This window comes from Halorhodospira sp. 9621 (genome assembly GCF_022228055.1).
Lineage (GTDB): Bacteria > Pseudomonadota > Gammaproteobacteria > Nitrococcales > Halorhodospiraceae > Halorhodospira > Halorhodospira halophila_A.
Genome location: NZ_JAJNRD010000027.1, coordinates 1 through 25,657 on the forward strand (window position 1 = coordinate 1; position 25,657 = coordinate 25,657).

The 25,657-nt window shown below is 68.8% G+C and carries 23 protein-coding genes; 7 read left to right on the plus strand and 16 right to left on the minus strand.

The window, feature by feature from the left end:
* A partial coding sequence (locus tag LRF89_RS10930; RefSeq protein ID WP_238637111.1) for a tetratricopeptide repeat protein occupies positions 1-1,506 on the minus strand: 1,506 nt, incomplete at its 3' end.
* A gap of 89 nt (positions 1,507-1,595) precedes the next feature.
* Positions 1,596-2,405, minus strand: coding sequence for a DUF1194 domain-containing protein (locus LRF89_RS10935; protein ID WP_238637112.1), 810 nt, complete (start codon positions 2,403-2,405; stop codon positions 1,596-1,598).
* Positions 2,406-2,746: 341 nt separating this feature from the next.
* Here LRF89_RS10935 and LRF89_RS10940 point away from each other — a divergent pair, with 341 nt between their 5' ends.
* Entirely contained in the window at positions 2,747-5,143 is a 2,397-nt protein-coding gene (locus tag LRF89_RS10940) for a Lon protease family protein (protein ID WP_238637113.1), read from the plus strand.
* Positions 5,136-5,981, plus strand: a complete 846-nt coding sequence (locus tag LRF89_RS10945) for a universal stress protein (RefSeq protein ID WP_201171310.1) — start codon at positions 5,136-5,138, stop codon at positions 5,979-5,981. The genes LRF89_RS10940 and LRF89_RS10945 overlap by 8 nt, the downstream gene beginning before the upstream one ends.
* Here LRF89_RS10945 and LRF89_RS10950 read toward each other — a convergent pair.
* The 7 genes from LRF89_RS10950 to LRF89_RS10980 all read right to left on the minus strand — a co-directional run bounded on the left by LRF89_RS10950 (position 5,978) and on the right by LRF89_RS10980 (position 13,746).
* The gene (locus LRF89_RS10950) at positions 5,978-6,766 is read right to left on the minus strand and encodes a hypothetical protein (protein ID WP_201171312.1); all 789 of its coding nucleotides are present in this window, start codon (positions 6,764-6,766) and stop codon (positions 5,978-5,980) included. The genes LRF89_RS10945 and LRF89_RS10950 overlap by 4 nt on opposite strands.
* Positions 6,763-7,818, minus strand: coding sequence for a hypothetical protein (locus LRF89_RS10955; RefSeq protein ID WP_201171314.1), 1,056 nt, complete (start codon positions 7,816-7,818; stop codon positions 6,763-6,765). Before LRF89_RS10955 ends, LRF89_RS10950 begins: the two co-directional genes overlap by 4 nt.
* 20 nt (positions 7,819-7,838) lie before the next feature.
* Positions 7,839-8,915, minus strand: a complete 1,077-nt coding sequence (locus tag LRF89_RS10960) for a hypothetical protein (protein ID WP_201171316.1) — start codon at positions 8,913-8,915, stop codon at positions 7,839-7,841.
* A gap of 107 nt (positions 8,916-9,022) precedes the next feature.
* On the minus strand, positions 9,023-10,411 hold the full coding sequence (gene mgtE / locus LRF89_RS10965; protein WP_238637114.1) for a magnesium transporter: 1,389 nt from the start codon (positions 10,409-10,411) through the stop codon (positions 9,023-9,025).
* Positions 10,396-10,794, minus strand: a complete 399-nt coding sequence (locus LRF89_RS10970; protein WP_238637115.1) for a nuclear transport factor 2 family protein — start codon at positions 10,792-10,794, stop codon at positions 10,396-10,398. The genes mgtE and LRF89_RS10970 overlap by 16 nt, the downstream gene beginning before the upstream one ends.
* 19 nt (positions 10,795-10,813) lie before the next feature.
* Positions 10,814-12,181, minus strand: a complete 1,368-nt coding sequence (locus tag LRF89_RS10975; RefSeq protein ID WP_201241740.1) for a glutamate--cysteine ligase — start codon at positions 12,179-12,181, stop codon at positions 10,814-10,816.
* Positions 12,182-12,219: 38 nt separating this feature from the next.
* Positions 12,220-13,746: an AAA family ATPase gene (locus LRF89_RS10980; RefSeq protein WP_201241739.1), complete on the minus strand. Its 1,527-nt coding sequence runs from the start codon at positions 13,744-13,746 to the stop codon at positions 12,220-12,222.
* Positions 13,747-13,827: 81 nt separating this feature from the next.
* Between LRF89_RS10980 and hisI the strand changes: the two genes are divergently transcribed.
* Positions 13,828-14,247, plus strand: coding sequence for a phosphoribosyl-AMP cyclohydrolase (hisI, locus tag LRF89_RS10985; RefSeq protein ID WP_238637116.1), 420 nt, complete (start codon positions 13,828-13,830; stop codon positions 14,245-14,247).
* A 14-nt stretch (positions 14,248-14,261) separates the two neighbouring features.
* Here hisI and znuB read toward each other — a convergent pair whose 3' ends face one another.
* Genes znuB through LRF89_RS11000 form a run of 3 tightly spaced genes read right to left on the minus strand, consistent with a single transcriptional unit; the run spans position 14,262 to position 16,349 of the window.
* Positions 14,262-15,095 (minus strand): zinc ABC transporter permease subunit ZnuB, encoded by an 834-nt coding sequence (gene znuB, locus LRF89_RS10990; RefSeq protein ID WP_207189713.1) that lies wholly within the window; start codon positions 15,093-15,095, stop codon positions 14,262-14,264.
* The gene (locus tag LRF89_RS10995) at positions 15,052-15,834 is read right to left on the minus strand and encodes an ATP-binding cassette domain-containing protein (RefSeq protein ID WP_443134964.1); all 783 of its coding nucleotides are present in this window, start codon (positions 15,832-15,834) and stop codon (positions 15,052-15,054) included. Before LRF89_RS10995 ends, znuB begins: the two co-directional genes overlap by 44 nt.
* Positions 15,813-16,349 (minus strand): Fur family transcriptional regulator, encoded by a 537-nt coding sequence (locus LRF89_RS11000; protein WP_274519762.1) that lies wholly within the window; start codon positions 16,347-16,349, stop codon positions 15,813-15,815. The genes LRF89_RS10995 and LRF89_RS11000 overlap by 22 nt, the downstream gene beginning before the upstream one ends.
* Before the next feature lie 35 nt (positions 16,350-16,384).
* On the opposite strand from LRF89_RS11000, the gene znuA reads away from it, so the two are divergent.
* Positions 16,385-17,308, plus strand: a complete 924-nt coding sequence (znuA, locus tag LRF89_RS11005) for a zinc ABC transporter substrate-binding protein ZnuA (RefSeq protein WP_238637118.1) — start codon at positions 16,385-16,387, stop codon at positions 17,306-17,308.
* A gap of 7 nt (positions 17,309-17,315) precedes the next feature.
* Here the strand turns inward: znuA and tsaB are convergent, their stop codons facing one another.
* On the minus strand, positions 17,316-17,978 hold the full coding sequence (gene tsaB / locus LRF89_RS11010; protein WP_238634451.1) for a tRNA (adenosine(37)-N6)-threonylcarbamoyltransferase complex dimerization subunit type 1 TsaB: 663 nt from the start codon (positions 17,976-17,978) through the stop codon (positions 17,316-17,318).
* Between the two features lie 200 nt (positions 17,979-18,178).
* Between tsaB and ectA the strand changes: the two genes are divergently transcribed.
* The 3 genes from ectA to LRF89_RS11025 all read left to right on the plus strand — a co-directional run bounded on the left by ectA (position 18,179) and on the right by LRF89_RS11025 (position 20,516).
* A complete protein-coding gene (ectA, locus tag LRF89_RS11015; RefSeq protein ID WP_238637119.1) occupies positions 18,179-18,670 on the plus strand; it encodes a diaminobutyrate acetyltransferase in 492 nt (163 codons plus the stop codon).
* A gap of 65 nt (positions 18,671-18,735) precedes the next feature.
* The gene (gene ectB, locus LRF89_RS11020) at positions 18,736-20,019 is read left to right on the plus strand and encodes a diaminobutyrate--2-oxoglutarate transaminase (RefSeq protein WP_238632541.1); all 1,284 of its coding nucleotides are present in this window, start codon (positions 18,736-18,738) and stop codon (positions 20,017-20,019) included.
* A 116-nt stretch (positions 20,020-20,135) separates the two neighbouring features.
* Positions 20,136-20,516: an ectoine synthase gene (locus LRF89_RS11025; protein WP_201171379.1), complete on the plus strand. Its 381-nt coding sequence runs from the start codon at positions 20,136-20,138 to the stop codon at positions 20,514-20,516.
* Between the two features lie 13 nt (positions 20,517-20,529).
* On the opposite strand, the gene LRF89_RS11030 is transcribed toward LRF89_RS11025, so the two are convergent.
* The 3 genes from LRF89_RS11030 to LRF89_RS11040 form a co-directional block, all read right to left on the minus strand.
* Positions 20,530-22,155, minus strand: coding sequence for a GTPase family protein (locus LRF89_RS11030; RefSeq protein ID WP_201171381.1), 1,626 nt, complete (start codon positions 22,153-22,155; stop codon positions 20,530-20,532).
* Positions 22,155-23,825, minus strand: coding sequence for a GTPase (locus tag LRF89_RS11035; RefSeq protein ID WP_201171391.1), 1,671 nt, complete (start codon positions 23,823-23,825; stop codon positions 22,155-22,157). Before LRF89_RS11035 ends, LRF89_RS11030 begins: the two co-directional genes overlap by 1 nt.
* 107 nt (positions 23,826-23,932) lie before the next feature.
* Entirely contained in the window at positions 23,933-25,633 is a 1,701-nt protein-coding gene (locus LRF89_RS11040; RefSeq protein WP_238637120.1) for an ExeM/NucH family extracellular endonuclease, read from the minus strand.
* Between the last annotated feature and the right edge of the window lie 24 nt (positions 25,634-25,657).

A 25,657-nucleotide genomic window follows, 5' to 3' on the forward strand; every position in this document is an offset into this window, starting at 1 on the left:
GGCGTCCCTGGCGCTGTCAGGACGTTGCAGTCCGAGCAGTGCCGTGCCAGCGAGATTGTGGGCCACGGCTTCATCGGGATGGCGTTCCACCAGGTCCTCAGCCTCTTCCAACGCCTCCTGATAGAGGCTGTTCTCCAGGTAATGCACAATTAATGTAACTCTCGGCTCAAGGGCATCGGGCGCCATCTTCTGAGCCGTCTGCAGCTGTTCGATGGCGAGATCGGCCTCGCCATCGGCCAAGTGGGCGCGGGCCAAGGTCAGTCGGCCCCTCACCGATTGCGGTTGGCTTTGTGCCCACGCCACCAAGCGGGGTAAGCCGTCATCGAGTCGGCCTTCGGCTAATTCGAGACGGGCCAGCTGATGAATCGATGCCAAGTCTCCGGGGTTCGTATCGATGAGTTCCTGCAACAAACGCTCGGCATTGGCCGTATCACCGCGGCCCTCCCGCAATGCGGCCAACACTCTTACCGCCGGCGGAAAGCCAGGATGTTGTTGGAGAACCTGTTCGAGGCGGGATTCCGCCTGTGCTGAGGAGCCACGGCCGAAGTGCGCCAAGCCAGCGAAGAGAACCGAGGAATGGTGGTCCGGCATGCGCCGCAGCACGTCTTCAAACTCATCTGCCGCGGCCGCGAAGTCGTCGGCGAAAAAGTGAGTTACGCCGCGGAGGTAGGCAGCGTGGGGGAGTTGCCTGTCGTGCCCTTCCAGCGCTTGTGCGTCCTCCCGGGCTCCTTCCAAATCGCCCCTCTGCAACCGAAGTAGCCCCCGATGGAAGCGGCCAGCATCGGCGGTTTGCTGATCCTCGATGCTGCGGGTAAAGGCTGCCTCGGCGGCATTGGGGTTGGTGGACTGCTCTAGTTCGCCAAGCAGTCTCCACGCCGGCCCATAGCTCTCGTCGTGCTCGAGCGCCGACTCAACGAGTTTTCGAGCTTCCGCCTTGTCTCCCGATGTGGCCCGCATGCGGGCCAACCCGACCATAGCGCTGAGGCGTTCAGGGTCGTTCCGCAATGCCTGACGATACGCCGCTTCTGCTTCCATAATGCGGTTCTCGGAGGCGAGGGCGTGACCGCGTAGCAGTGCCGCGTCCAGTTGGTGCTCAGCCGCGCTGAAGGAGGTATTAAGGGTTTGCAGCGTGTCCTCAGCGCGGCGCGCTTGCCAGTAGGCGCGCCCCAAATCCAAGCGGATCTCGTCGTCCACATCCCCGCCGGATCTCTCCTGGGCTCGCTCCAAGGCGCGGATGGCGTCCTCGGTGCGCCCCAAGCTCAAATAGATAACCCCGAGCCGGTGGTGAGCATCAATGTTTTCGGGGTTTTGCCGAAGCGCGCTACGCAGTTCAATGGCTTCGGCTTCGGGATTGCCTTCAGCTTGGTAATGGGCGGCACGCTCCAAATGTTCCTCTTCGCTCATCTGGGTCGGCCCGCAGCCCGTCACGGCCCCGAAAAGCAGCAGTGCGGCGATCCCGACAACGGATCTTGCGCAATGTAACGGCTTCTTTCGGTGCTGATTCATGTTGCTCCCCCCAATGCGCGCGGACCATCGAACCGCAGTTGGCAACGACCGGGAAAAGGTCCCGGCCGTCGGTTCACCCTCTTTCCTGGTTAGGCCATTACCGTAGGTCTCTGTGCCGGAGCACCTGCAATCCGGCGGCTGAAGCGCCCGCCACCGGCAAGCAGCAGCAACCCCAGGCCGAAGAGCGCCGCGGTGCCGGGTACCGGTATGCCGTTGGGGTCGATTTCGCGCTGAAGCTTTAACAGAATGGCATCTTCGAAGTCCTCGAAGGTATCGGCAGTCAAAACGAAGCTGCTGTCACCGCCGATGACGTTGTTTGCGAAGTAATCGGTGAGGCTAAAGTTGGTGACCTCCTCAATGGCGATGCCATTGATGGTCATTCCTGCGTCTACGGCGTCGTCTCGCGCGGCTGTGACTGAGCGGCCAGAGTTGTTGGTGCCATCGCCGGAGATATCAATGATCTGTCGCGTGCCTGCGAACTCATTGTTTTGGATGGAGTCAACTGACCAGTCGATGGCCCCTGAGATGCTGGTCGCGCCACTGAAGGCCCTGGTTGTCGCCTCGATGGCGTCGGCAAAGGAATTCGCCGCCGCTGCTGAGCCAATTTGTGTCCAGCCGACCTGCTGCGACTGCTGGGTCGCTCCTGACCACTCCATGTAGGTCGTGGCGATAGAGCCGATCACGCCACTGCCGATGGCGCTGTGGACCAGCGGATTGCGGAACGCCTCAATATAGCCGGTCTTTTGTGCTTGATAGCGGGGGGTGTTGACGCTGCCGGAGACATCCACCGCTAGCACCAGCTCCAGATCAACAGGAATAGGATCGGCAGCGGCGTGCATGGGTACCCCTACAGCCACTGCCAGCAGTGATGCGGATAGTGCGGATCGAATCTTGTTCATGATGACACCCCATAATGTGATTGGCGTGACCCTTGGTTGCCATTGCGACACCTGCCGACGCTGGTTGCCCGATTGCGCTTGGAAGCGTCGTGACGGCGTCGGCACCGCACTACTCGCAAGCCTCGTGCCAAATTTTTTCTTTTTTTATTTCAAAGCGTTGTCGATTTCCATGTTGGGAAAAATGGAATCGATGTAAGAATCATTGACACATTTGCCTAAGCGAACCCGTCTGGATGGACGGTTGGTGGTCGCTGCAGCCTGGGCGGAGTCGTCTAGGCCGCCTGGGGTCTTACCAGTGGTAGGGTGCTACGCATCAATGACGGCAGGGATGGGAGATGAGCATGGCTGCACCCGAGCCCCTTTCACTGGAGCGCCTCTACCGGGTCTGTGACCCGGAGCAGCTCGGTTTCCGCACCACCGAGGAGCTCTCGGCCATGGACCGCCCGCCCGGGCAGGAACGGGCCCTGGAGGCGATGGATCTGGGCGCGAGCATGCGCGCCTCGGGCTTCAATCTGTTCGTGATGGGGCCGGAGGGCGACGGCAAGCTGGAGATGGTCCATCGGCTGCTGGCCGAGCGTGCCGCGCGCGAGGCGACGCCCTCGGACTGGTGCTACCTGAACAACTTCGAGGAGCCCACGCGGCCGCGGCTGCTGCGCCTGCCGCCGGGCCAGGGGGCGCGCTGGCGCCACGATCTGGAGCAGCTGATCGAGGAGCTGCGCAGCACCATCCCGGCCACCTTCGAAAGCGACGAGTACCAGAACCGGCTGCAGGAGCTGCAGCAGCAGCTCAACCGCCGCCAGCGCGAGGCCTTCGAGGCGATCCAGAAGGAGGCGGAGCAGTACGACGTCACGCTGCTGCAGACCCCCTCGGGATTCAGCTTCGCCCCGGTCAAGGAGGGCGAGGTGATCGAGCCGGAGCAGTTCCAGCAGCTGCCCGAGGAGGAGCGCCGGCGCTATCAGGAGGCCATCGAGTTCCTGCAGGAGCGGCTGCAGTCGGTGGTCAAGCAGATCCCCAAGTGGCGCAAGGAGATCCAGGAGCAGGTCCGCAAGCTCAATGAGGAGATGACCCTGCTCGCGGTCGGCCAGCGCATCCAGGAGCTGCGCCAGCGCTACGGCGAGCTGCCGTTGGCCGCCGCCCACCTGGACGCCGTCCGCAACGACATCATCGAGCACGTGGACGCCTTCCGCTCCGGCGAGCAAGACCACGTGGAGTACATCCTCGGCCGCTACCGGGCCAACCTGCTGCTCGCCCACGACCCGGCCGACGGCGCGCCGGTGGTCTACGAGGACATGCCCACCCACCAACGGCTGGTGGGCCGCACCGAGCATCACGTGCACCAGGGGGCGCTGCTCACGGACTTCAACCTGATCCGCCCCGGCTCGCTGCACCAGGCCAACGGCGGCTATCTGATCGTCGATGCCCACCGCATCCTCACCCAGCCGCTGGCCTGGCCATCGCTCAAACGGACGCTCTCCGCCGGCGAGGTGCGCATCGAGTCCTTGGAGCAGGTCCACGGCTTCTGGACCACGGTCACCCTGGAGCCGGAACCGATGCCGCTGCGCACCAAGGTGGTGCTGCTCGGCGACCGGATGGTCTACTACCTGCTCTCGGCCTACGACCCGGACTTCCCGGAGCTGTTCAAGGTCGAGGCCGACCTGGAGGACGACCTGCCCCGGGACGCCGAGACCCAGCAGCTCTACGCCCGTATGCTCGCCACCCTGGTCCGCCAGCGCCGTCTACGCCACCTGGACCGCTTCGCCGCGGCCCGGGTGATCGAGCACGGCAGCCGCATGGCCGATGACAGCGAGCGGCTGGCCGCCGGCGGGCGGGCCATCACCGATCTGCTGCAGGAGGCGGATCACTACGCCACCGGCGACGGCGCCGAGATTATCGGCCAAGACCACATCGAGCGCGCCCTCGCCGCCCAGGAGCGTCGCGCCGGGCGCATCCGCGATCGCAGCCAGGAGACCATCGAGCGCGGCACGCTGGTGATCCACACCGAGGGGCACCACACCGCCTCGGTCAACGGGCTCTCGGTCCTGCAGCTGGGCGATTTCGGCTTCGGCCGGCCGACGCGGATCACCGCCACCGCCCGCCCCGGGCGCGGGCAGCTGGTGGACATCGAGCGCGAGGCGAAGCTCGGCGGCAAGATCCACTCCAAGGGGGTGATGATCCTCTCGCGCTTTCTCGCCAGCCGCTTCGCCCCGGAGGGCGACCTGTCGCTCTCAGCGAGCCTCGCCTTCGAACAGTCCTACGGCGGCATCGACGGCGACAGCGCCTCGGTGGCCGAGCTCTGCGCGCTCTTCTCGGCCATCGGCCGCGTCCCGCTGGATCACGGCATCGCCGTCACCGGCTCGGTGAACCAACTCGGCGAGGTGCAGGCCGTCGGCGGGGTGAACGAGAAGATCGAGGGCTTCTTCGAGGTCTGCCGGCGGCGCGGGCTGACCGGCCGGCAGGGGGTGGCGCTGCCGGCGAGCAACGTGGTGCACCTGATGCTGCGCCAGGAGGTGCGCGACGCAGTGGCCGCCGGGCAGTTCCACATCTACCCGCTGAGCCATGTGGATGAGGCGTTGGAGCTGCTCACCGGCCGGCCCGCCGGCGTTTGGGATGATGCCGGTGCGTACCCGCAGGGGTCGGTGAACCGCGCCGTGGCCGACCGCCTGGAGGCATTCGCCCGGAGCCAGCGCCGGCGCGGCGGGGGCGATGCGGACGAGGCCGCGGAGGATGACGATGACTGAGCGCATGCCGGAGCAGGGGTCACCGCGCCGGGTAGTCGTCCTGCTGGATGCTTCGCGGGCCAGTCTGGAGGCGCTGGAGGCGGCCGCCGAGCTGGCCGCCCAGCTCGGCGCCGAGCTGCTGGCGATCTTCGTCGAGGAGGAGGCGCTGCTGCGCTGTGCCGGGTACCCCTGGGCCCGCGAGATGGGTCTCTCCGGGGCCGTCCGCCCCCTGGAGACCGGCATCGAAGAGCAGCGCATGCGCACCCGTGCCGAGGCGATCCGCAAGGCGCTGGCGCAGACTGGCCGGCACCGGGGCGTGCACTACCGCCTGGAGGTCTGCCGGGGCGGGGTCGTCCGCGAGACCCTGAGCCTGGTTAACCGCGATGATCTGCTGGTCCTGGGCAAGGTGGGCTACGCCCGTGCCCGCGGGCTGCGCATCGGCTCCACGGCCCGCGCCATCGTCTTCGGCACACCGGGGCCGGTGATGGTCTTCGAGCGGCCATTGCAGCCCCGCACGGGGCACGGCGTGGCCGTGGTCGTCGAATCCGGCGAGCCGGGCGTCCGGACGCTGACCCGTGCCGCCGCCCTGCTCGGCGAGGGTGAGATCCTGGCCCGGTTCATCCCCGACCACGCGGCTCCCCTACCCGACGGCGACGACCCGGCCCGCGCCTGGGCGGCCCGGCACTGCCCCAACGCCCAGTGGCTAACGCCCGCCGGATCGCCGACCGCCCTGGCCCGGCACCTGAGCCGTGCCCCCGTGGACAAGCTGATCATCAGCCGCCGCAGCGCCCTGCTAGCCGAACACGACACCCGCTCGCTGATCGAGGCCGTGCAGCTCCCGGTGCTGGTGGTGCCCTAGTCGTCGCCGCGGGGCTGCGGCGGCGACGCTGCCCGGGTGGCGGCCTGGTACTCGTACTCGATCTCCGCCAGGCGGCGCTCGAACTCGGCCCGGAAGCCCGCCTCCACGCCCTCGATCTCCTGCTGCTTGGCGCGCCGAAAGCCGGCGATCAGGTCGCTGTCCACGGCGCGCGAGCCCGGCCGTGCCGCCGGGAAGATCAACACCCCGGTGAGCGCGTAGGCATCCAGCCAGGCCAGCTGGCGCAGGGCCTCCGGGACAAGCGCCGGATCGGCCTCGGCGGCGGTGCCGCGGTGGAGCCAAAGCACGCGACCGGCGCCGCGGCCCTCGAACGCGAAGCGCCGGCGGCCCGCTTCCCGATCGCCGCGGGCCTCCCGGGACCAGCGCGCGGCGCTGCCCTCGGCAAGGACCTCGTCCACCTGGCGGACCAGACCCTGCGCCTCGTCCAGGGCCGCGGCGTACGCCTCCAGGTCGCGGTGGGCCACCGCCACGCAGGCGCCGGCATAGCCCACCCGACGGCTGGCATCCAGGCGGCGGACCAGTGTACCGATCAGATCCAGGCGACCACCGCGCTCGGGGTCGGCGCCGTCCTGGTAACGCACCACGCGGCGGAAGACCAATTGCTCCCCGGCGGCCGGCAGGGCGTGGTCGTCGCCACCGCGGCCGCGGAACTCCACCGCCTGGGGGAACCCGGACAGCCCGGCCAGGGCGCCGCTGCCATGGACGGTGAGTCCGCGCACGGTGGCGAAGGCGCAGCGGCCGAGGATCGTCGGCGCCGCTTCGCTCATAGGCGCAGCCACTCCAGGATGCGCTGCCACCAGGTCGGGCCCATCCGCCCGCCGCCGAACTGGCCGTAGATCCAGGCGAAGATGTCGCGGATGTCGTCGTAGTCCGGCTCCTGCAGCCGCGGCCCGTGCTCGCCGTCGGTCACCGTGCCCAGGTGCAGCGCCATGAGCTGCACCCGATCCTGGTCCGTCCAGCCGTCGAGGATGCGGTAGGTGCGCGGCGCAAAGCGCTGCACGAAGGCCTCGCAGGCGTCGGCGCTGAGCTCCTCGTAACGGCGGTAGTGCTCATCGCGCTCCTGCAGCCGGCGCAGGGCCTGCTCCGGCTTGGAGACCAGTACCGCCAGCGAGGTGCGCCCGCGCAGGGCCGGGAAGTGCAGATCGAGGAAGGCGAGCAGGTTCTGGAAGAGGATGTCGTTCTCCTCGCCGTGCTCCGGGTCGACCACCAACACCAGGATCAGCCGCAGCTGCTCGTTGGCGAAGTAGCGGCTGAGGGTCTCGATCATGGCCGGGTCACGCACCCGGTCGGCCACCACCTGGGTCATGAGCTCACCGGAGGCCTCGAGGAAGCTCAGATCCACCGGTTCGCCAGTACCCTGCAGCGGCCGGACCCGGAAGCTCAGCTCGCGGATGTCGCCCTCGTCCACCGGGTTTGCCGGGGGGAAGCGTCCCTGGCCCCAAATGCGCATCCACTCGTTGAAGATGGCCATCGGCTCCCAGCCCTGGACGCTCTGCTCCGGGGCGATGAGCGGCTGGGCCTCGAAGGGGCCGATGTGGGTGACGTAGTAGGCCAGGAAGGACTGGAAGGTGGTCTTGCCGGAACCCGGGAAGCCGAAGGAGATCAGGTAATTGCCCTGGCGCTGGTCGATGTTGTCGTCGATCAGCGCGCCACGCTGCACCGGCTCCACGTCGGCGGCCAGGCGCTCCTCCGGCGAGGGCCACGGGGTGGGGGCCGAGGACGGTTCCTGCTCGCCGCCCTCCTCGGCCGACGGCTCTTGCTCCGGGCGGCGCTCGTAGTAGCGCCGCAGCTGCCAGCGTGACTCCTTGGGTTCGACCACGGTTTCCCCCTCCTTGCCCGCTAGCGCGTCGCCACCCGATTACGCCCCCGACCGGTGGAACCGCCACCGCGCGCACCGGCTGACGCGGGCGCGAAGATCAGCCAGGCGAAGAGCACCGGGGCCACGTCGACGAACACCCCGAGGATCACCGAGACCGCCGTCACCCCGGGGTTGGGGCGGTCGATGAAGCCGTCGCGCACACTGATCGGGATCTCGCCGAGCTTATCCAGCTCCGAACGGATGACGCGGTGCTGCACCTGATCCGCCTCGGGCAGAAGCACGTTGGCGCGGCGCTGCACCTCGCGGGAGTGGGTGCGCAGGGTGGCAATGATCTCGAAGTCTCGGCGCTCCAGCAGGGCTCGCTCCCGCCGCTCGAGCTCCTCGGCCAGTGCGCGGTACGGGTCGTCGTAGCGCTCGAGCAGGCCGTCGATCTGCCCGATCAGCTCCCGGGTCCGGTGGTACGCCTCGGGCACGACGCCGTTCTCGAAGTCGCTGATGACCGCCTCGCGGAAGTGCTCGTACCAGCGCTCGTTGGCCTCGGCGCCGGCATCCGGCGAGGGCACGGCGAGCTCTGTCGGCGCGCCGCCGAGCTGATCGTGGATCTGCTCGATGTGCTCGCGGCAGCGCGCCCCGCAGCCGGGGCGCAGCGGATCGTTGATCTGGGTGTCCAGGTTGTCCAGCGAGCGGGCCAGCTCGCGACGCTGCTCGGCCACCTGCTCGATGATCGGAGCGTCGGCCAGTGCGCTGCGCGTGGCGGTCAGGTCGTCGCGGAAGACCGAGAACTGGTCGCTGACCACGCGCTCGGCCATGTCCCGCTCCATGAAGTTGGTGTAGAGGAAGTTGTAGTTACTCGCGCCGCTGAAGAAGGCGATGATGACAAAGAAGGCCAGCGGCTTGAGCGGGCTGCGCCCCTCGAGCCGGAAGCGGCGCAGCAACATGTCGGTGCCGAAGAGGAAGATCCCGAGCAGAGCGGCAAAGAAGATCGCCAGCTCCTGCAAGTGGCTGTAGTAGCCGTAGTACGAGAGGTAGACACTGATCCCCACGCAGATGGCCGTGGCCACCACGTACATCAGGGTATAGAGACTGCGGCCCGACATCGACACGACCTGCGCTGCGCTCCCCCGGGAGCCTGGGCAACGCCCGGTAGTGTCCTACGGACCGGGGGAGGAGCGCTAGTACCCGCGTCATCCCGGCGCGGGGCCGCCTACAGGCCGTAGATCAGGCTGGCGATGACGAAGTAGTTGAGCACCCCGAGCACGTCGATGGCGGTGGTGACGAAAGGCCCGGTCGCCACCGCCGGGTCGGCATTCAAGCGCACGAAGAGCATCGGCAGGGAGACCGCCAACAGCGCCGCGCCGGCCATGTTGGTGAGGATGGTCAGCCCGACCACCTGACCGAGCTGCAGGCTGTCGTACATCCACAAGCCGTAGAGGGCGAGGATCACGCCGTAGAAGGCACCCAGCAACAACCCCACCCGCAGCTCCTTGAAGACCATGGCCAGGGTATCGCGCAGATGGATCGCGCCGGTGGCCAGGCCGCGGACGGTGACCGTGGCGGACTGGACGCCGACATTACCGGCCATGCCGATGATGATGGGCACGAAGGCGCTGAGGATAATAACTTGGCCGAGGATGTCCTCGTACTGCCCGATCACGGCCGTCGCCCCCAACCCGCCGAGGAAGGCGGCGAACAACCAGGGCAGGCGCACCCCGGCGATCCGGAAGACCGAGTCGGTGAGCATCTCCGACTGCCGGGTACCGGCCATGCGGAGCATGTCCTCGGTGGTGGACTCACCGATGACGTCGATGATGTCGTCGACCGTCACGATGCCCACCAGGACATCCGCCTCGTCCACCACCGGCAGCGCGAGCAGCCGGTACTTATCAAAGAGCCGCGAGACCTGCTCCTCCTCGGTGTCGGTGCGCACGCGGATGACCCGCCGGCTCATGAACTCTGCCACCTGGGCGTCCTCCCGGGCGAGCAGCAGCTGGCGCAGCGAGATAACCCCGGTCAGGTGGCCGGCCTCGTCGGTCAGGAAGAGATAGAAGACCATCTCGGCATCGGAGTATCCCCGCAGGGCATCGATCGCCTCGCGCACGGTGACCATCTCGTGCAGGGCAAAGAACTCCGTGGTCATCAGACCACCGGCGGCCCCGGGATCGTGAGCCAGCAGGCTATCCAGTTCGTCGCGGCTGTCAGCGGGCAGCGCGGAGAGCGGATGCTCGCGCCGATCCTCCGGCAGGGCCTGGATCAGGTCCGTCAGCTCATCGGGTCGAAAATTCTCCAGCAGCTCCGCCAGCTCTTCGCGGGGCAAGGCCTCGACGACCTGATGGCGCAGCGCCTGGGGCATCTCGTTGACAATCCGCGCCGCGTGACGGGGGCGACTCACCGCCTGGAGGGTATCGACCACCTGCGCGACCGGCAGCTCGGCGAACACCGCCGCCGCATCGGCCGCGTGTAGCCGGCGCACCAACCGGTCCAGAGGCCGCCACGCACCGCGCAGGTAGAGCTTGGTGAAGGTCTCCGCCAGCCGGCGTTTGCGCGCGTCGTAGGCGCCCGGGTCGGTCGGTGCCGCAGCTAGGTCAATCTGCAAGGGTTCTGCCTCGGCTCGGGCTCTTCGAACAGGGTCCAGTAGGCGTGGGCGTCGAAGATGGCCAGGATGGAGACGACCCGCCCCTGCTCGACGCGCGCCCAGTGGGCCAGGTCGATCTGCTGCTTGTCGGAGAGCTGGATGCAGTAGCGCAGGATGTGGCAGACGTCGGGACCGTCAACGAAGCACTTAACCACCTGGCGCTGCTGGACGATCGAACCGCCGATCATGGCGTGATCCAGCAGGTCTTCAGCCCGGGTGTAAGCGGCGATGGGGCTGGTATAGCTGAAGCCCTGATCCGCAAGACACGCCCGGGCCGCCTCGTAGTCGCGCTCCTCAAGGGCCTGCAGGTAGCGTTCAACGATCGCCCGCGGGTCCGTCTCCATAGCCCTGCCCCCTGGCTCGCTAATAGGCGTACTCGGTGAAGACCGGATCGAGCGAGCCGCCCCAACGCCCGTGGTAGGCATCGAGCAACTCCTGCGCCGGGCTCCGTCCGGCGTCGACGATCTCCCAGAGCCGCTCCAGGTGGCGGCGCTCGTCCCGCCCGCGCTGATCCAGGCGCTGGCGATTGCGCAGCCCGTCACTGGCGATGGTCAGCACCTCCCGCGCCAGCACCCCCACCGTGGTATCACGGAACGGGGTGTCGAGCGCCGTGCGCGGGACCTCGTGACGCAGGGTGACGATCTCCTCGACGCTCCAGTCGCGGATCAGCGCCTCGGCGGCGGCCAGGGCCGCATCGTCGTAGAGCAGCCCGGTCCACAGCGCCGGCAGCGCACACAGGCCGCGCCACGGCCCGCCGTCGGCGCCGCGCATCTCCAGGAACTGCTTCAGGCGCACCTCGGGGAAGAGGGTGGTCAGGTGGTCGTCCCAGTCACTGAGCGTGGGCCGCTCGCCCGGCAGCTGCGGCAGCCGCCCGGCCATGAAGTCGCGGAAGGACTCGCCGGCGCAGTCGATGTACTGCCCGTTGCGGTAGACGAAGTACATGGGCACGTCGAGGACGTAGTCCACGTAGCGCTCGAAGCCCATGCCCGACTCGAAGACGAAGCCAAGCATGCCGCAGCGATCCGGGTCGGTGTCCTCCCACACCCGGCTGCGGTAACTCAGGTAGCCGTTGGGGCGGCCGTCGGTGAACGGCGAGTTGGCGAACAGCGCCGTGGCGATCGGCTGCAACGCCAGGCCGACACGGAACTTGCGGACCATGTCCGCCTCGCTGGAGAAGTCCAGATTCACCTGGACCGTGCAGGTCCGCAGCATCATGTCCAGGCCCAGGCTGCCGACCTGCGGCATGTAGCGGCGCATGACGCCGTAGCGGGCCTTGGGCATCCAGGGGATCTGTTCGCGTCGCCAGACCGGGTGGAACCCGAAGCCGGAAAACCCGATCTGCAGCTCGCGGGCCACGGTATCCACTTGCTGGAGGTGCTCGCGGACCTCGACGCAGGACTCATGCAGGGTCTCGAGCTGGGCGCCGGAGAGCTCCACCTGCCCGCCCGGCTCGAGACTGACCGAGGCGCCCCCCTCGCGCTTGAGGGCGATGATCCGCCCGTCTTCGCGGACCGGGTGCCAGCCGAAACGCACCAGCCCCTCGAGGAAGGCACCGATACCGCGCGGACCCTCGTAGGGGACCGGGCTGAAGTCCTCCAGATGGTGGACGAACTTCTCATGCTCCGTGCCGATCCGCCACTGCTCCGGAGGCCGGGCTCCGCGTTCGAGATGTTCCGCAAGCTGAGCGACATCGGTCACCGGCTCACCGGGCTGGCTGGGGATTCCTGACATTTCGCTCCTCGGTCCGGCTCAGGGCAAGGCCGGCTATCTTACCCGTCCGCGTCGACGGTTTCGACGAAGGCCGCCTCTTCGCCGGACGGCGGCTGGGCCGTGCGCAGCTGCGCATCGAGCACCGCCTCATCAGCCTCGGAGGGATCACGCCCCTCGGCCAGTCGCTTGCGCAGGCGCTCGCGCAGCGTCTGCTCGTCGGCCCGTACATGCAGGATACGGAATCGGCAACCGGTGCGCGCAGCCAGCTCCAGGAAGGGCCGACGCCGCTCGGCCTTGAGGAACGCGGCATCCACCACCACCGAAAACCCGGCCTCCAGCGCACGCTCAGCCTGCTCCTGCAGCCGCTCGTAAGTGCGCTGCGTGGCTTCCGGGGTGTACAACCCGCTGTCCAGGGCGGAGTCGGAGCGCGCCCGCGGATCCAGGCCGAACAGCCGCTTGCGCTCGACATCCGAACGCAGACGCACGAATCCCCGCTCCTCGACCAGGCGACGGGCCCGTGTGCTTTTGCCGGAACCCGACAGCCCGTAGGTGATCACCAGCTCCGGCGTCTGCGCCGCCGTGTATCCATGGGCCAGCTGGACGTGCTCGGCCAGGGCCTCCCGGGCGGCACAGCCGGCACCCTGCTCGGCCTCATGCCCGTTGATCTTGGCCCGCACCAGCGCCCGGTAGACGGCGTAGAGGGGCAGCAGCGGCAGAGCCTGGTAGTCGCCACTGTGCTCCAGGTAGCGGTCAAGGAAGCGATACCGCATCCGCCGGGCACCTTCAAAATCCAGGTCCATGACAGTGAAGGCGATCTCGCTGGCGGTATCGATCCAGCGCAGGGCCGGATTGAACTCGATGCCATCGAAGATGATGGGCGCGTCGTCGTGCCAGGCCACGTTACCCAAGTGCAGATCGCCATGGCACTCACGCACCGAGCCGTTGGCGCGGCGCTGGAGGATCAGCGGCTCCAGCCGCTGCAGCTGCGCCTCGGTCCACCGCTCCAGGGCGCGCAGCTCGGCGCGCAGCGCGGCCGCCGCCGGCAACGCTTCCAGGGCCCGGAAGTTGGCGCGCATGGGCTCGGCCACCGCCTCCAGGGTGCCGTACTCGCTCTCCTCCCCGGCTGCCGGCAGCCCCGCATGGAAGCGCGCCACGGTCTCGGCCAGCCGCTCGACGGCGTCGGCGGGCAGGCGCCCCTCGCGCAGCAAGCGGCTCATCAGCTCGTTCTCGGGGAAGCGGCGCATGAGCACGGCGTGCTCCAGCACAGTGCCGTCGCCGTCGACGCGCGGCTCGCCGGGAGTGCCGACGATCGGAACCCGGCGCAGGTAGATCTGCGGGGCCAGCCGGCCGTTAAGGCGGATCTCTTCTTCGCAGAAGTAGCGGCGTCGCTCCAGATTAGAGAAGTCCAGGAAGCCAAGGTCCAGCGGCTTCTTGAGTTTGACCACGTAATCCCCGGCGAGCAGCACCGTGGAGATGTGGGTCTCGATGCGCTCGACGCTGTCCACCGGCCACGGGTAGCACGCGGGGTCCTTCAGGGCCTCGGCCAGGGCCCGGTGGGCATCCAGGGTACTGATCGGATCCGACACGGCTAGGCACTCCTCCTGTTGCTCGCTCCATCCAGCTTGCCGGCTTCAGCCGCTCGCCTCCAGTCTGTATCCTCTCCCCCCATGATCGAACAGAATGAGACAGCTCGCCCGGGAGACGGCCTGGACTGGTCGGCAGTGCTCGACAGCCTGCCCTTCAATGCCGACGGCCTCCTGCCAGCGATCGCTCAGCAGCACGACAGCAACGAGGTGCTGATGCTCGCCTGGATGAACCGGGAAGCCCTGGAGGAAACCCTACAGACCGGCCGCGTTTGTTACTACTCCCGTTCACGCGGGACGCTCTGGCGCAAGGGCGAATCTTCGGGGCAGGTGCAGTATCTGCGCGAGCTGCGTCTCGACTGTGACGGCGACACCCTCCTGCTGCGGGTGGACCAGCAGGGACCGGCCTGCCATACGGGGCGGCGCACCTGTTTCTACAACGTGGTGCAGGGCGACCGGTTGGTGGTCAGCGAGCCGCCCCAGGTCGACCCGCAGGCGCTGTAAGGCGACTCGCGTAACTAGAGGCGGGCAGCGACCGCACCCCGGACGCTGGTCACCACCGCGAAGAGGGCCGTGGCACTGACCACGATGGCCGGCCCGGTGGGCAGATCCCAACGGAACGATCCGGCCAACCCCCCCAGCACCGCCAGCGCGCCGATCAGTGCCGCTACGACCGCCATCTGCTCCGGGGTCCGGGCGAAGGCCCGCGCCGCGGCAGCGGGGATAATCAGCATGGAGATCACCAGCAGGATGCCGACAATCTGCATGGCCAGGGCGATGGTCGCCGCCACCAGGGCCATGAAGACGAGCTGAACCGGCAGCACGCGCACCCCCTCCACCCGCGCCATCTCCTCGTGCAGCGTGAGGCTGAGCAGCGGCCGCCAGATACCCACCAGGGTGGCGAGTACCAGCACCCCACCGCCGTAGATCCAGTAGAGATCTGTGGGCGTCACCGCCAGGATATCGCCGAAGAGATACCCCATCAGATCGACGCGCAGCCCTTCCATGAAGGCGATGGCCACGAGCCCGAGGGACAGGGAGCTGTGCGCCAGGATGCCGAGCACCGTATCGCTGGCCAGCCGCTGGTACTGGCGCAGAACGACCAGCAGCACCGCCACAACGACACACACCACCAGGATGCCGAGGTTGAGGTTGATGCCGAAGAGAAACCCCAGGGCCACGCCCAGCAACGCGGAGTGCGCCAGGGTCTCGCCGAAGTAGGCCATCCGCCGCCAGACCACGAAGCTACCCAGGGGTCCGGCGACCATGGCCAGGCCCAGGCCGGCGGCCAGCGCGGTGAGGATGAATTCATCCACGGTCACCTCCCGCCGGGCCGTGCGCCGGATGATCATGGTGGTCGTGAGGGAACACCCCGGTATCCGGCCCCAGGTGAGAACCGAAGAGCTTTTGGTACTCCGGGTGCTCGATCACCGATGCCGGCGCACCGCGGCAAGCGATCCGGCCATGCTCGAGGCAGAGCACCTCGTCACTGGCCGCCATGACCAGGTTCAGGTCGTGGGAGATGACCACCACGGCACAGCCGTAGCGATCCCGGAGCGTGCCGATCAGCCGATAGAGGGCTCCCTGGCTGCGCCCGTCCAGGCCCGCAGCCGGCTCGTCGAGCGCCAGCACCGAGGGGTGCTGGAGCAGCGCACGGGCGAGCAGGATGCGGCGCATCTCGCCGCCGGAGAGCCCCTGCAGGGGTTGATCGAGGAGCCCCGCCACGCCGGTGTCCGCCACGACCTCCTGCCAACGGGCGGCGTCCGCGCGCCCGGACAGCGCCATGAACCGCCGCGCCGTAATGGGCAGGTTGACGTCCACGGAGAAGTGCTGCGGCACGTAGCCGATGCGCACCCGGGATGCCCGCCGCACCTGCCCTGCAGACGGATGCGTGAGCCCGATCACCACCCGCAACAAGGTGGTCTTTCCGGCGCCGTTGTTGCCGACGAGCGTCGTGATCCGTCCAGCCACGACGTCCAGACTGACATCCTGCAGGATCGAACGCCCGCTGAAGGCCACGGCCACGTCCTGCAGGCGGATCAACGCGGATGGACCGGACGCCTGCATGGCTAACCGCTGCACCGGGGGCATACACCTTCGAGTTCAACCACGGCGGAATCGGCCTGAAACCCAAGCTGCCCGGCCTTTTGCCGGAGCAGCTGGGCCACGTCGTCGTCGGCGAGCTCGGCCACCGCAGCACAGGAGCGGCAGACGAGCAGCTGCACGGGGTGGACATGCCCCGGATCGCCGCAACCGACGTAAGCGTTGAGCGACTCGACACGATGGATCAGCCCTTCCTGGAGCAGGAAGTCGAGGGTGCGATAGACCGTCGGCGGCGCTGCACCGGTGCGCTCGGCGCGCAGGCGATCGAGCAGCTCGTACGCCTTGACCGGACGGTGCTCGTCCCAGATCAGCTCCAGCACCCGACGCCGCAACCGCGTAAAGCGCATACCCCGGCCGCGACAGATGGCATCAGCTGTGGCCAGGACCGTCTCGCGGCAAACGCCGTGATCGTGATCGTCGCCGGGGAAACCCGTTACCAGCGGGCGGTGCAAGCGGGCCATGTCGTGTTCGCCGTTGTTGCGCATTTTGGTATTGTATAACATAACGATTCCATGAAGAAATCCCGGGGATTCGACCCATGCGAGCGCTTTCCGCCATCCTGACCGCCCTCGCCCTGCTGGCCTCCGGATCCGCCGCAGCGGCACCGCAGGTGGTCGTCTCGATCAAGCCCCTACACAGCCTCGTTGCCGGGGTAACCGAGGGGGTCAGCGAGCCGGAGCTCCTGCTCTCGGCCGGGGATTCGCCGCACACCTACGCCATGCGCCCCTCTGAGGCCCGCGCCGTGCGCAATGCCGATCTCATCGTCCACATCTCCCCGCACATGGAGGCCTTCCTGGAGCGTGCCCTGGATGCTCGCGGTGACCCGGAGAGCGTGCTGGTCGCCGCCGACATCCACGGCATTCGCCTGCTTGGCGGCCGCGACGGCGAGGCCTGGGACAAGCACGGGCACGGGCACGACCACGGCGCGGAAGACGCCCACCGCACCGATTACCATATCTGGCTGGATCCGCAGAACGCTCAACAGATCACCGCCGCGGTGGCCGAACGGCTGGCCGAGCTGGACCCCGAGCACGCGGACACTTACCGCGACAACGCCGAGGCGCAGAAGCAGCGCCTGTCGGCGCTCGAGGCGGAGCTCAGCGAGCGCCTGGAACCCGTCCGCGGGCGCCCCTACGTTGTCTTCCACGACGCCTATCAGTACTTTGAGCGCCGCTTCGGCCTCCAGGCCGTCGGCGCGGTGACGATCCACCCCGAACAGCCCCCGGGGGCGCGCCATCTCAACGAGCTGCGGGCACAGATCCGCGAGCTGGACGCCGTCTGCGTGTTCAGCGAGCCGCAGTTCCAGCCGGCCATCGTCCGCTCGCTGGTCCGCGGCCTGGATGCCCGCGCCGGCGAACTCGACCCCCTGGGGGCCGGCCTGGAACCGGGACCGGAGGCGTATTTCCAGCTGCTTGAACAGCTGGCGGAAGGCTTTTTGGACTGCCTCGACCGGGATAAGTAGCGCGCGTCTAGACCCCCTCGCGCAGATAGACCGGGCGCACCGCCTCGGCCTGAATGGCGCGACCGGCCTGCCAAGCGGCCAGCGCCATCGGCAACAGGTCGCGCGCCTCGGGCAGGGCCTCGGGGTCACAGCCGGCACCGGTGTCCGGCAACCGCCCGGCGTAGGCGGCGAAGCCGCGCCCGACCCCGAACCAGTCGGTGCCGCCGCCGTCCACGTCCTCCGGCGCATCGGCGGCCTCGACACCCCCCGCCAGCGCCACCCCCGTGCCCCCCACGGTGCGGTAGCTGCCCCAGTAGACCTGCCCCATGCGGGCATCCAGGGCCGCCAGCACCTGCCCCGCCCCGTGTCGGCGACGGGCCCCTTCGGCCAGGGCGGCCAGGGTGGAGACCGGCAGCGCCGGCACCCCCCACGCCGTGCACAGCCCCTGGGCCGAAGAGGCCGCCAGGCGCACCCCGGCAAAGGCCCCGGGTCCCTGGCCAAAGGCCACCGCCGAGACCTGCTCGCCACGGATACCGGCCTCCGCCATCACGGCCTCGAGCATCGGCAGCAGCCGCGCCGTGTGCCGACGCGGGGCCTCTTCGCTGTGCTCGAAGATATCACCGTCCCGGTAGACAGCCACCGAGCACCCCTCGGTGGCTGTCTCCAGGGCAACGATGACGGTCTGTGTCATCCCATCCCTCCTGCGCTGCCCGCGCCCCAGCGGCGGGGGCGCCGACGGTTTCTGCGGGCCTTGCGACGGGGCAATATACCGCTGATCGACGCCCCCGACGACCCGGGCGCTGCCGCGACGGCGCCGGGACCACCTCGCTTGACCGCCCCCCGGGCGGCTGCTGTAATTAATGCGAATCTTGCGAACAAGAGCGCAGCTCGTTGTCCGAAGAACCATCCATCGTCTTTCGTCCGCCCGAGCGGGAAGACGGCGCCGCCATCCATCAGCTGGTCCAGCGTACCGGCATCCTGGACGTCAACTCCTGCTACCTCTACCTGCTCCTCTGCACGGAGTTCGCGGACACCTGCGTGGTGGCCGAAGAAGACGGCGCCCTGCTCGGTTTCGTCACCGGCCTGCGCCTGCCGCAGCGGCCCGATTCGGTCTTCCTCTGGCAGATCGGCATCGCCCCGGACGCCCAGGGTCGGGGACTGGGCAAGCGCCTAGTGCGCGCTTTCCTCGAGACCTCGGGCGCCCGTGATGCCCGCGTCCTCGAGACCACCATATCGCCCTCCAACGCGGCCTCCCGCGGCCTGTTCACAGCCATCGCCCGTGAGCACGGAGCCGAGATTCAGGTCAGCGAATACTTCCGCGAAGATCACTTCCCGCCGGGCCATGAGTCCGAAGAGCACTACCGGATCGCCCCCATTCGCTAAGTCTGCGGCGCCGGGCGCCGCAGACCGCCCAATCCATTGCAAGTCACAACCGAGGCAAAGACGCCATGACCCTTGATGTAATGCAGACCATCGAGCAGCACGAGTCGGTCGTGCGCTCCTACATCCGCACGTTCCCCAAACCGTTCGACAAGGCCAGCGGCGTGCGGGTCTACGACACCGACGGCCACAGCTATCTGGACTTCTTCGCCGGGGCGAGCGTGCTGAACTACGGGCACAACAACCCGGAGCTCAAAAAGCCGCTACTCGAGTACCTCCAGGACGACCGCATCGTCCATAGCCTGGACATGGCCTCGGTGGCCCGCGCCGAGTTCCTGGAGACCTTCCACCGGCTCATCCTTGAGCCGCGCGGCATGCACTACCGCGTGCAGTTCCCCGGGCCGACGGGCACCAACGCCGTCGAGGCAGCGCTGAAGATCGCCCGCAAGGTCACCGGCCGTCAGCGCATGGTCTCGTTCACCAACGCCTTCCACGGCATGACCGTCGGCTCCCTGGCGGTCACCGGCAACGCCTTCAAGCGCAAGGGCGCCGGGTTCCCGCTGACCTACAGCGAGAGCATGCCGTACTGCGGCTACTTCGGGCAGGACGTCGACACGCTGGAGTACATGGACAAGCTCCTGGCTGACAAGGGCAGCGGTGTGGACCACCCGGCGGCGATCATCACCGAGACGGTCCAGGGCGAGGGCGGCCTGGCCGCCTGCAGCATGCAGTGGCTCAAGGGCCTTGAAGAGCTCTGCCGCAAGCACGACCTGCTACTGATCGTCGACGACATCCAGACCGGCAACGGCCGCACCGGACCGTATTTCAGCTTCGAAGAGGCCGGCATCACGCCGGATATCGTCACCGTCTCCAAGTCGATCAGCGGCTACGGGCTGCCCATGTCGCTGACCCTGGTCAAGCCGGAGCACGACATCTGGGAGCCGGGCGAGCACAACGGCACCTTCCGCGGCCACAACCTGGCCTTCGTGACCGCTAAGCGCGCCCTGGAACTGTACTGGAGCGACGACACCCTGCAGCGCGAGACCGAGCGCAAGGCCCGTCGCATCTACGAGGCATTGCAGGAGTTGATCGACAAGTACCCCCGCGCCGGCGGCGAACACCGCGGTCGAGGCATGATGCGCGGGATTCGCTTCACCAAGGACAAGGAACTGGCCAGCACGATCTCGGAGATCGCCTTCGAGCACGGGCTGATCATCGAGACCTCCGGCCCCGAGGACGATGTGCTCAAGCTCCTGCCGCCGCTGATCATCGAGGACCGGGACCTCGAGGAGGGCCTGGCGATCATCGAGCGCGCCCTCGGCGAGGCGATGCAGCGCCGCGGGCTGGCCTGAACCGTACCCGGCCGGTAGCGGCCCGGGTCGCCGCCGGCCATCTCCCCCACCCTCATCAACGAACCGAGTGCACCGGGCCCTCCGTCGCCCGGCCCATCCAGTAAGCGAGGTCAACCATGATCGTGCGTCACATGCAGGACATCATCGGCTCCGACCGCGAGGTCGAGACCGATGAATTCATCAGCCGCCGGATCATCCTCAAGGAGGACGGGATGGGGTTCTCGTTCCACGAGACCATCATCAAGGCCGGCACTAACATGTTCATCTGGTACGCCAACCACCTTGAGTCGGTCTACTGCATCTCGGGCAAGGGCGAGATCGAGGTCGTCGGCGGTGAAACCTACACCATCGAGCCGGGCATGCTGTACGGCCTCGACGGCCACGAGAAGCACTATCTGCGCGCCGAGGAGGAGCTGCGCCTGATGTGCGTCTTCAACCCGCCCCTGACTGGCCGCGAGGTACACGACGAGAACGGCACCTACCCGCTCCTCGACTGACCCGCAGCCGCCCTCACCGGCGCCCCGACGCCGCCACCTCGGTGGCGGCGCTGCGGGTTCGGGCGCTCAGGCGCTGGCAACTGGCCAACTCCTCGTGCACGTCGGCCATCGCCCCCCCATCGGCCCCCGCCACCGCCTCGGCCAGCTGCCCGGCCAACCGCCGTGCGTGGCGCCGACCTCCGGGCCCGAGCAGTGCGCGCCCCAACCAGCCGAGCAGCAGGCTGGCCACACTGCCGCCGGCGAGCAGGGCAAAGGGCCAGCTGATCTCACCCGCCACCGCCGGCGCGGGCACGCTCGGCAAGGCCAGCCACTCGGCACCTCCCCGCGTGACCAGCCAGAGCCCGCCGAAAAGCGCGGCGGCCTCACTGGCGCCCCGTAAGGCCCCCACCCCCCGCCACCAGAGGCGCGGACGGGGCGACCAGGCCAGCTCGCCCAATCGCCCCCGCAGCTCGCCGGCGCGCGGCACCGCTGCAGTCACTGCCAGGCTGCGAAGCCGCTCTGCAGCCGGCTCCGGCAACCGCGCCGCGGCCGGCTCGATGGCCTGCAACAGGCCGTCACGCAGCAGCGGCTCGGCAACCTTCGGCCGCGGCAGCGCCGAGGTGGCGACGGCCGTGACCGCGGGACGCCCGCGCAGGCCCGAGAACAGCGCGCCGAGCAACCGCTTCAGCGGTGAGGCCACGGCCCGCATGCCGGCCTGACGATAGGCTCCGGCGGCACCGGCAAGCAGCTCGGCCTCGTTCACCGCCTGGCGCTGGGCCGTCACCAGCCTCTCGCCGTCGAGTTCGAGGCGCTCGGGATCGGGTAGACACGCCGCGCTACGGCTGATCAGTTCGGTGACATCGGCACGGAGACGCTCCAGCGGCGCGCGGCGCTCACGCACCCGGGCAGCGATCCGCTCGGCCAGCCGGGAGACGCCCTCGCCCCCGACCGCGTCCGTGGCCAGCAGCTCCACCGCCTGCAGGCCCTGGCGGCCGAGCAGCTCTCGCAGGTGCTCCAGACAGGCATCCCGATCCGACGGGGTGAGACGATCGGCATGGTTCAGGGCGACCATCAGCACCTCGGCGTGATGGGCCAGGCGGGCGAAGTACCCCTCATGGGCCAGCGCGTGGGCATACTTGAGCGGATCGACAACCCACAGCAGCAGGTCGCAGCGCTCGATCAGCCGCTCAGCCACCGCCCAGTGGTCCTGCACCACCGAATCCATATCGGGCAGGTCGAGGAGCACCGCACCATCCAGATCACTGCGTCCGCGACCATCCGGCACGCTACGCCGCTCGAAGACCTGTAGCCAGTCGAGCAGCGCTGCGACCCGGTCATCCTCGCCCACGGTCACTGCCACCGCGTGATCCGTCGTCGGCCGGCGTACCCCCGGGGCAGAGACCTCCTCGCCCACCAGGGCATTCACCAAAGAGGATTTCCCACTGCCGGTCCCGCCGGCCACGGCGATCACGACATGATCCCGTGAGCGGGCCAGACGCTCCCGGGCCCGTCCCTGCACATGCGCCATCTCGTCGACCAGCGTCGGCGGCAGGCGACCGGCACCGAGGCGATGCAGCGCCTCCAGGGTCTCCAGGCCGGTATCCACGTCGCTCGTCCCACGCGTGGCGACGCCGCTGCTGCTCGAGCCCAGCCGGCGCATCACAGCACCCCCGCCAGCGCATCCCGCCGGGCCCGCACCGCATCCACCGCCTCCGGCGACGGGGCTGCCACAGTCAATAACCGGTGGTAGACCTGCGCCTCGGACTCGGCGAGTTCGGCGACCCGGTTGTGGAGATCCTCGCGGATATCGGTGATGAGCTGATGGACGTTGCGTTCGCCGAGGATCCGCGAGAGGACCGTGTGGGTCGTGGTCGAACCTGCGGCGGTCAGGGCCAGCTCGCCGGTGCTCAGGCCGCCACTGAGGGTGAAGAGGACCAGAACGGCGCTGGTGAAGGTGGCATTGATGCCGGTGGTTGCCCGGCGGGCCCAGCTGAGCTTGGCCCGACCGATGGTGGCCACGTGCTCGGCGACCTGCTGCTCCCAGGCCGCCACCAGCGCCTCGGCATCCGCACGCCGGGCGACTGAACCTGCGGCACGCGGACGCGGCTCCCGGGCGAAGATGGCACGACCCACCGGTTCCTGCTGCCAGGCACTCTCCACGCCGGCAGCGGTCTGCTCGAGAACCGTGTGCAGCATCTCGGCGATACCAGCGCGGGCCTCCTCCTTGGCCTCCTGCTCCACCTGACGCCCCCCTCGGCCCAGCGGCAACCAGGCCAACCAGCGCCGCGGCGAGAGCTGACCCACCGCCGCATGGAGCTGGCGCTGCAGCCAGCCACTGCCGACCAGCTCGGTCCAGCGGCGCAGCACCTCCCGGCGCAAGGGCTCCCCCTCGTGGAGCTGGGTGAGCACGCGCTGCGGGACGTCGGCGTAGTCCTCTTCGACGGTGGCGGCCAAACCGCGGGCCGCAGCGCGCTCCGAATCGACCGCCTCAAGCAGGGCGTCGACCTCTGCCGGCAGATAGCGCACGGCACCGAGCACCGTACGGCGCCGATGGGCGGCACGCTGCTCCGCCGGGGCGAGGGCGCGGATCCGCTCAAGCACCGGCCCGGCCACCGACTCGGGCAGGCGCTCGCCGGAGACCGGCGCCGTGGGCAGGTGCGCCGTCTCGACGGTGCGGTGGCCGGCGGCGTCGAGCTTCTCGGCCAGGTCGGGGAGGATCTCGTGCGCCTCGGCATCACTGGCCTGGGTCAGCACGACCAGGGTCGAGACGTCCAGCTGCGCCGCCTGGCGCAGATAGACCATGCCCGCCTCGTCGGCGTAGGTGCGGGCGGTGGCCAGCCAGACCCAGACGTCGGCCACCTCCAGCAGGCGCTCGGTGGCGGCGCGATTGGCGGTCTCGACGCTGTCCACATCCGGCGCATCCACCACCACCAGGCCCTCCGGCACCGACTCCAGAGGGGCCGTGCGCAGAGCGGCGCGTTCGGCCTCCGCGGCCAGGACGCCGCGGCGCAGCACCGTATCCAGATCGCCGGGGCGTCCGATCACCGTGGGCACCGAGGTGGTCGGCCGGCGCGCGCTGGTGGCGGCCACCGCTGAGCCGGCCAGCGTGTTGGCCAGGGTGGATTTGCCGGCACCGGTACCGCCGGCGAAGACCACCAGCAGGGGCTCATCCTCGCGCTCGAGGCGGGCGATGAGCCCGTCCATACGGCGCAGAAGCCGTTCCCAGGGCGGCAGCCAGGGGGCATCCCGGAGGCGGGCCGCCTCGCCGTCGAGGCCGAGCAGGTCGTGGCGGAGTTCGGTGAGGGTCTGCTGGAGCTCTTCGCGGTCCATCGCGACAAGATACAGGGAAACCCGGTGGATGTTCACGTACCCGGCCCGACATCCACCCCCGGGGGGATTACACGACCCCGGGCAGGCCCGCCGCCTGAGCCGGGCATCTATTCGACCTTCTCGAGGTCCACGGCGACAGGATCATGATCGGAGGAGCGGTAGGCGTCGTCGCGGACGCGCTGCGGGTCACTGTCGAACTCCAGAAAGCGCGGTTCGTCGGCGTTGATCGGATGCCGGTGAACCGCTGCCACGCGCCCGGCCAGCGCCGGGTGGGCCTGCAGATGATCCAGGTAGCCCGATTCACCACGGAAGACGTAGGTGTAGCGCTCGGGCCATGGCAGGTGCTCGGCGAGCAGATCCACCTTGCCCGCCGCGGCCAGGGCACGCGCCGGATCCTCGCCGCCGTAGGCGTTTAGATCGCCGGCGATCAGCACCGGCAGGAGCTCGTCGCGCTCACTGCGCCAGCGCTCGAGGTACTCGACCAGCGCTTCGGCCTGCTCGGTCCGGCGCCGGTTCCAGCACCCCTGGCCTCGATCCACGTCCCCGGCATCCGGGCAACGGGTTTTCGACTTGAAGTGGATGCCCGTCACGGCGAAGGGATCCCCACCCCCACGGGGTCGAAATGCGGCCAGCGGCGGCGGGCGGTGATGAACGCCCCGGGCATCACGAACGGTCCCGGTCAGCGGCTCGACCCGATCTTCGCGATAGGCCAGGGAGACCTTGATGGCGTCGCTGCCGGTCTCCCCGCCGCTGGCCAAGCGCCAGGGGTGGCCGGTGGCCGCAGCCAGCCTTTCGATGAAGTCCTCGGGGGCGTCCCGGCGATTCTCCATCTCCACCAGCACCAGCATGTCGGCGTGCAAGGATTCTGCGGCGGCGAGCAGCTTGGCCCGCTGGCGCTGCAGTTCTGCCCGGCTGGCCGCACCGCGCTCCCCCAGGGTGAGGAAGTAGTTCTCAACGTTGAAGGCCGCCACCCGCACCGTGCCCGGCTCCGGCGACGGCAGCGACCCGGGTCGCGGGTTGGACTGCTCGAACCCGGGGGGCTCGGTCGGGTGCAGGCGCCAGGCGCCGAAGGCGTGGGTCAGCACTCCGGTCAGGTCCGTCACCCGGCTCCCCACCCGCCGCGTGCCGTCGGCATCCAGGTGGGGTATGGGATCGGGCCGGCTCCGGTAGCTGCCGTCATCCAGACGCAGGCGTCCCGCGATCAGGGCCGGATCGTCAGGGCCGTGCCCAGGCAGGAAGTTGGTGGGGCGGAAGGCGCGCCGCCCAGGGGTCAGCTTCAGGGTACCGTAGCGCGCAAGCTCGTGGTTGCCGCTGACCACCATTGACGGCCGGATGCGCACCAGCACTCCCTCCAGGCGCTCCGGATCGGCCGCCGGCCACGCCACGGGATGGGGGGCCAGCTCGGCCTCTCCGCAGTCGCGGACCGCCTCCAGCCATTCGAGCTGAGGCCGCCCGCGGTGTTCGCCGGCACGACCGGTGAGCAGGACCCGCCGGCCGGGCTCGATGCGTTCACGCTGCTCGGATGCCAGCTCGGGGGCATAGACGAACAGCCCCGCCGGCTTGCCGTCCGGGGCAGGCTCGACACTTTGGATGAAGAAGCCGTCCAGCCCGTCCTCACCGAGGAAGGCGCCGGTCACCACACCGCACACCTGGATCGTCTCGTCCGGAGCCGGGCGATCGTCTATCTGCCCGGCCACTTTGTGGACAGCGGTGGTCTCCGCGGAGGCACACACTCCGTCGGCGGACGCCGCGCCGCCGGCGAGCAGTAGCACGGCTCCGAGCAGAACCGGCGCCCATCCCGCTGCCATGCGTATTCCAGTCACCGTGGACTC

Coding starts and splice junctions, on each gene's coding strand:
- LRF89_RS10935 (WP_238637112.1), bottom strand. CDS start 2,405: ATGAACAAGATTCGATCCGCACTATCCGCATCACTGCTGGCAGTGGCT.
- LRF89_RS10940 (WP_238637113.1), top strand. CDS start 2,747: ATGGCTGCACCCGAGCCCCTTTCACTGGAGCGCCTCTACCGGGTCTGT.
- LRF89_RS10945 (WP_201171310.1), top strand. CDS start 5,136: ATGACTGAGCGCATGCCGGAGCAGGGGTCACCGCGCCGGGTAGTCGTC.
- LRF89_RS10950 (WP_201171312.1), bottom strand. CDS start 6,766: ATGAGCGAAGCGGCGCCGACGATCCTCGGCCGCTGCGCCTTCGCCACC.
- LRF89_RS10960 (WP_201171316.1), bottom strand. CDS start 8,915: ATGTCGGGCCGCAGTCTCTATACCCTGATGTACGTGGTGGCCACGGCC.
- LRF89_RS10970 (WP_238637115.1), bottom strand. CDS start 10,794: ATGGAGACGGACCCGCGGGCGATCGTTGAACGCTACCTGCAGGCCCTT.
- LRF89_RS10975 (WP_201241740.1), bottom strand. CDS start 12,181: ATGTCAGGAATCCCCAGCCAGCCCGGTGAGCCGGTGACCGATGTCGCT.
- hisI (WP_238637116.1), top strand. CDS start 13,828: ATGATCGAACAGAATGAGACAGCTCGCCCGGGAGACGGCCTGGACTGG.
- znuB (WP_207189713.1), bottom strand. CDS start 15,095: ATGATCATCCGGCGCACGGCCCGGCGGGAGGTGACCGTGGATGAATTC.
- LRF89_RS10995 (WP_443134964.1), bottom strand. CDS start 15,834: ATGCCCCCGGTGCAGCGGTTAGCCATGCAGGCGTCCGGTCCATCCGCG.
- LRF89_RS11000 (WP_274519762.1), bottom strand. CDS start 16,349: ATGTTATACAATACCAAAATGCGCAACAACGGCGAACACGACATGGCC.
- znuA (WP_238637118.1), top strand. CDS start 16,385: ATGCGAGCGCTTTCCGCCATCCTGACCGCCCTCGCCCTGCTGGCCTCC.
- tsaB (WP_238634451.1), bottom strand. CDS start 17,978: ATGACACAGACCGTCATCGTTGCCCTGGAGACAGCCACCGAGGGGTGC.
- ectB (WP_238632541.1), top strand. CDS start 18,736: ATGACCCTTGATGTAATGCAGACCATCGAGCAGCACGAGTCGGTCGTG.
- LRF89_RS11025 (WP_201171379.1), top strand. CDS start 20,136: ATGATCGTGCGTCACATGCAGGACATCATCGGCTCCGACCGCGAGGTC.
- LRF89_RS11030 (WP_201171381.1), bottom strand. CDS start 22,155: ATGCGCCGGCTGGGCTCGAGCAGCAGCGGCGTCGCCACGCGTGGGACG.
- LRF89_RS11035 (WP_201171391.1), bottom strand. CDS start 23,825: ATGGACCGCGAAGAGCTCCAGCAGACCCTCACCGAACTCCGCCACGAC.
- LRF89_RS11040 (WP_238637120.1), bottom strand. CDS start 25,633: ATGGCAGCGGGATGGGCGCCGGTTCTGCTCGGAGCCGTGCTACTGCTC.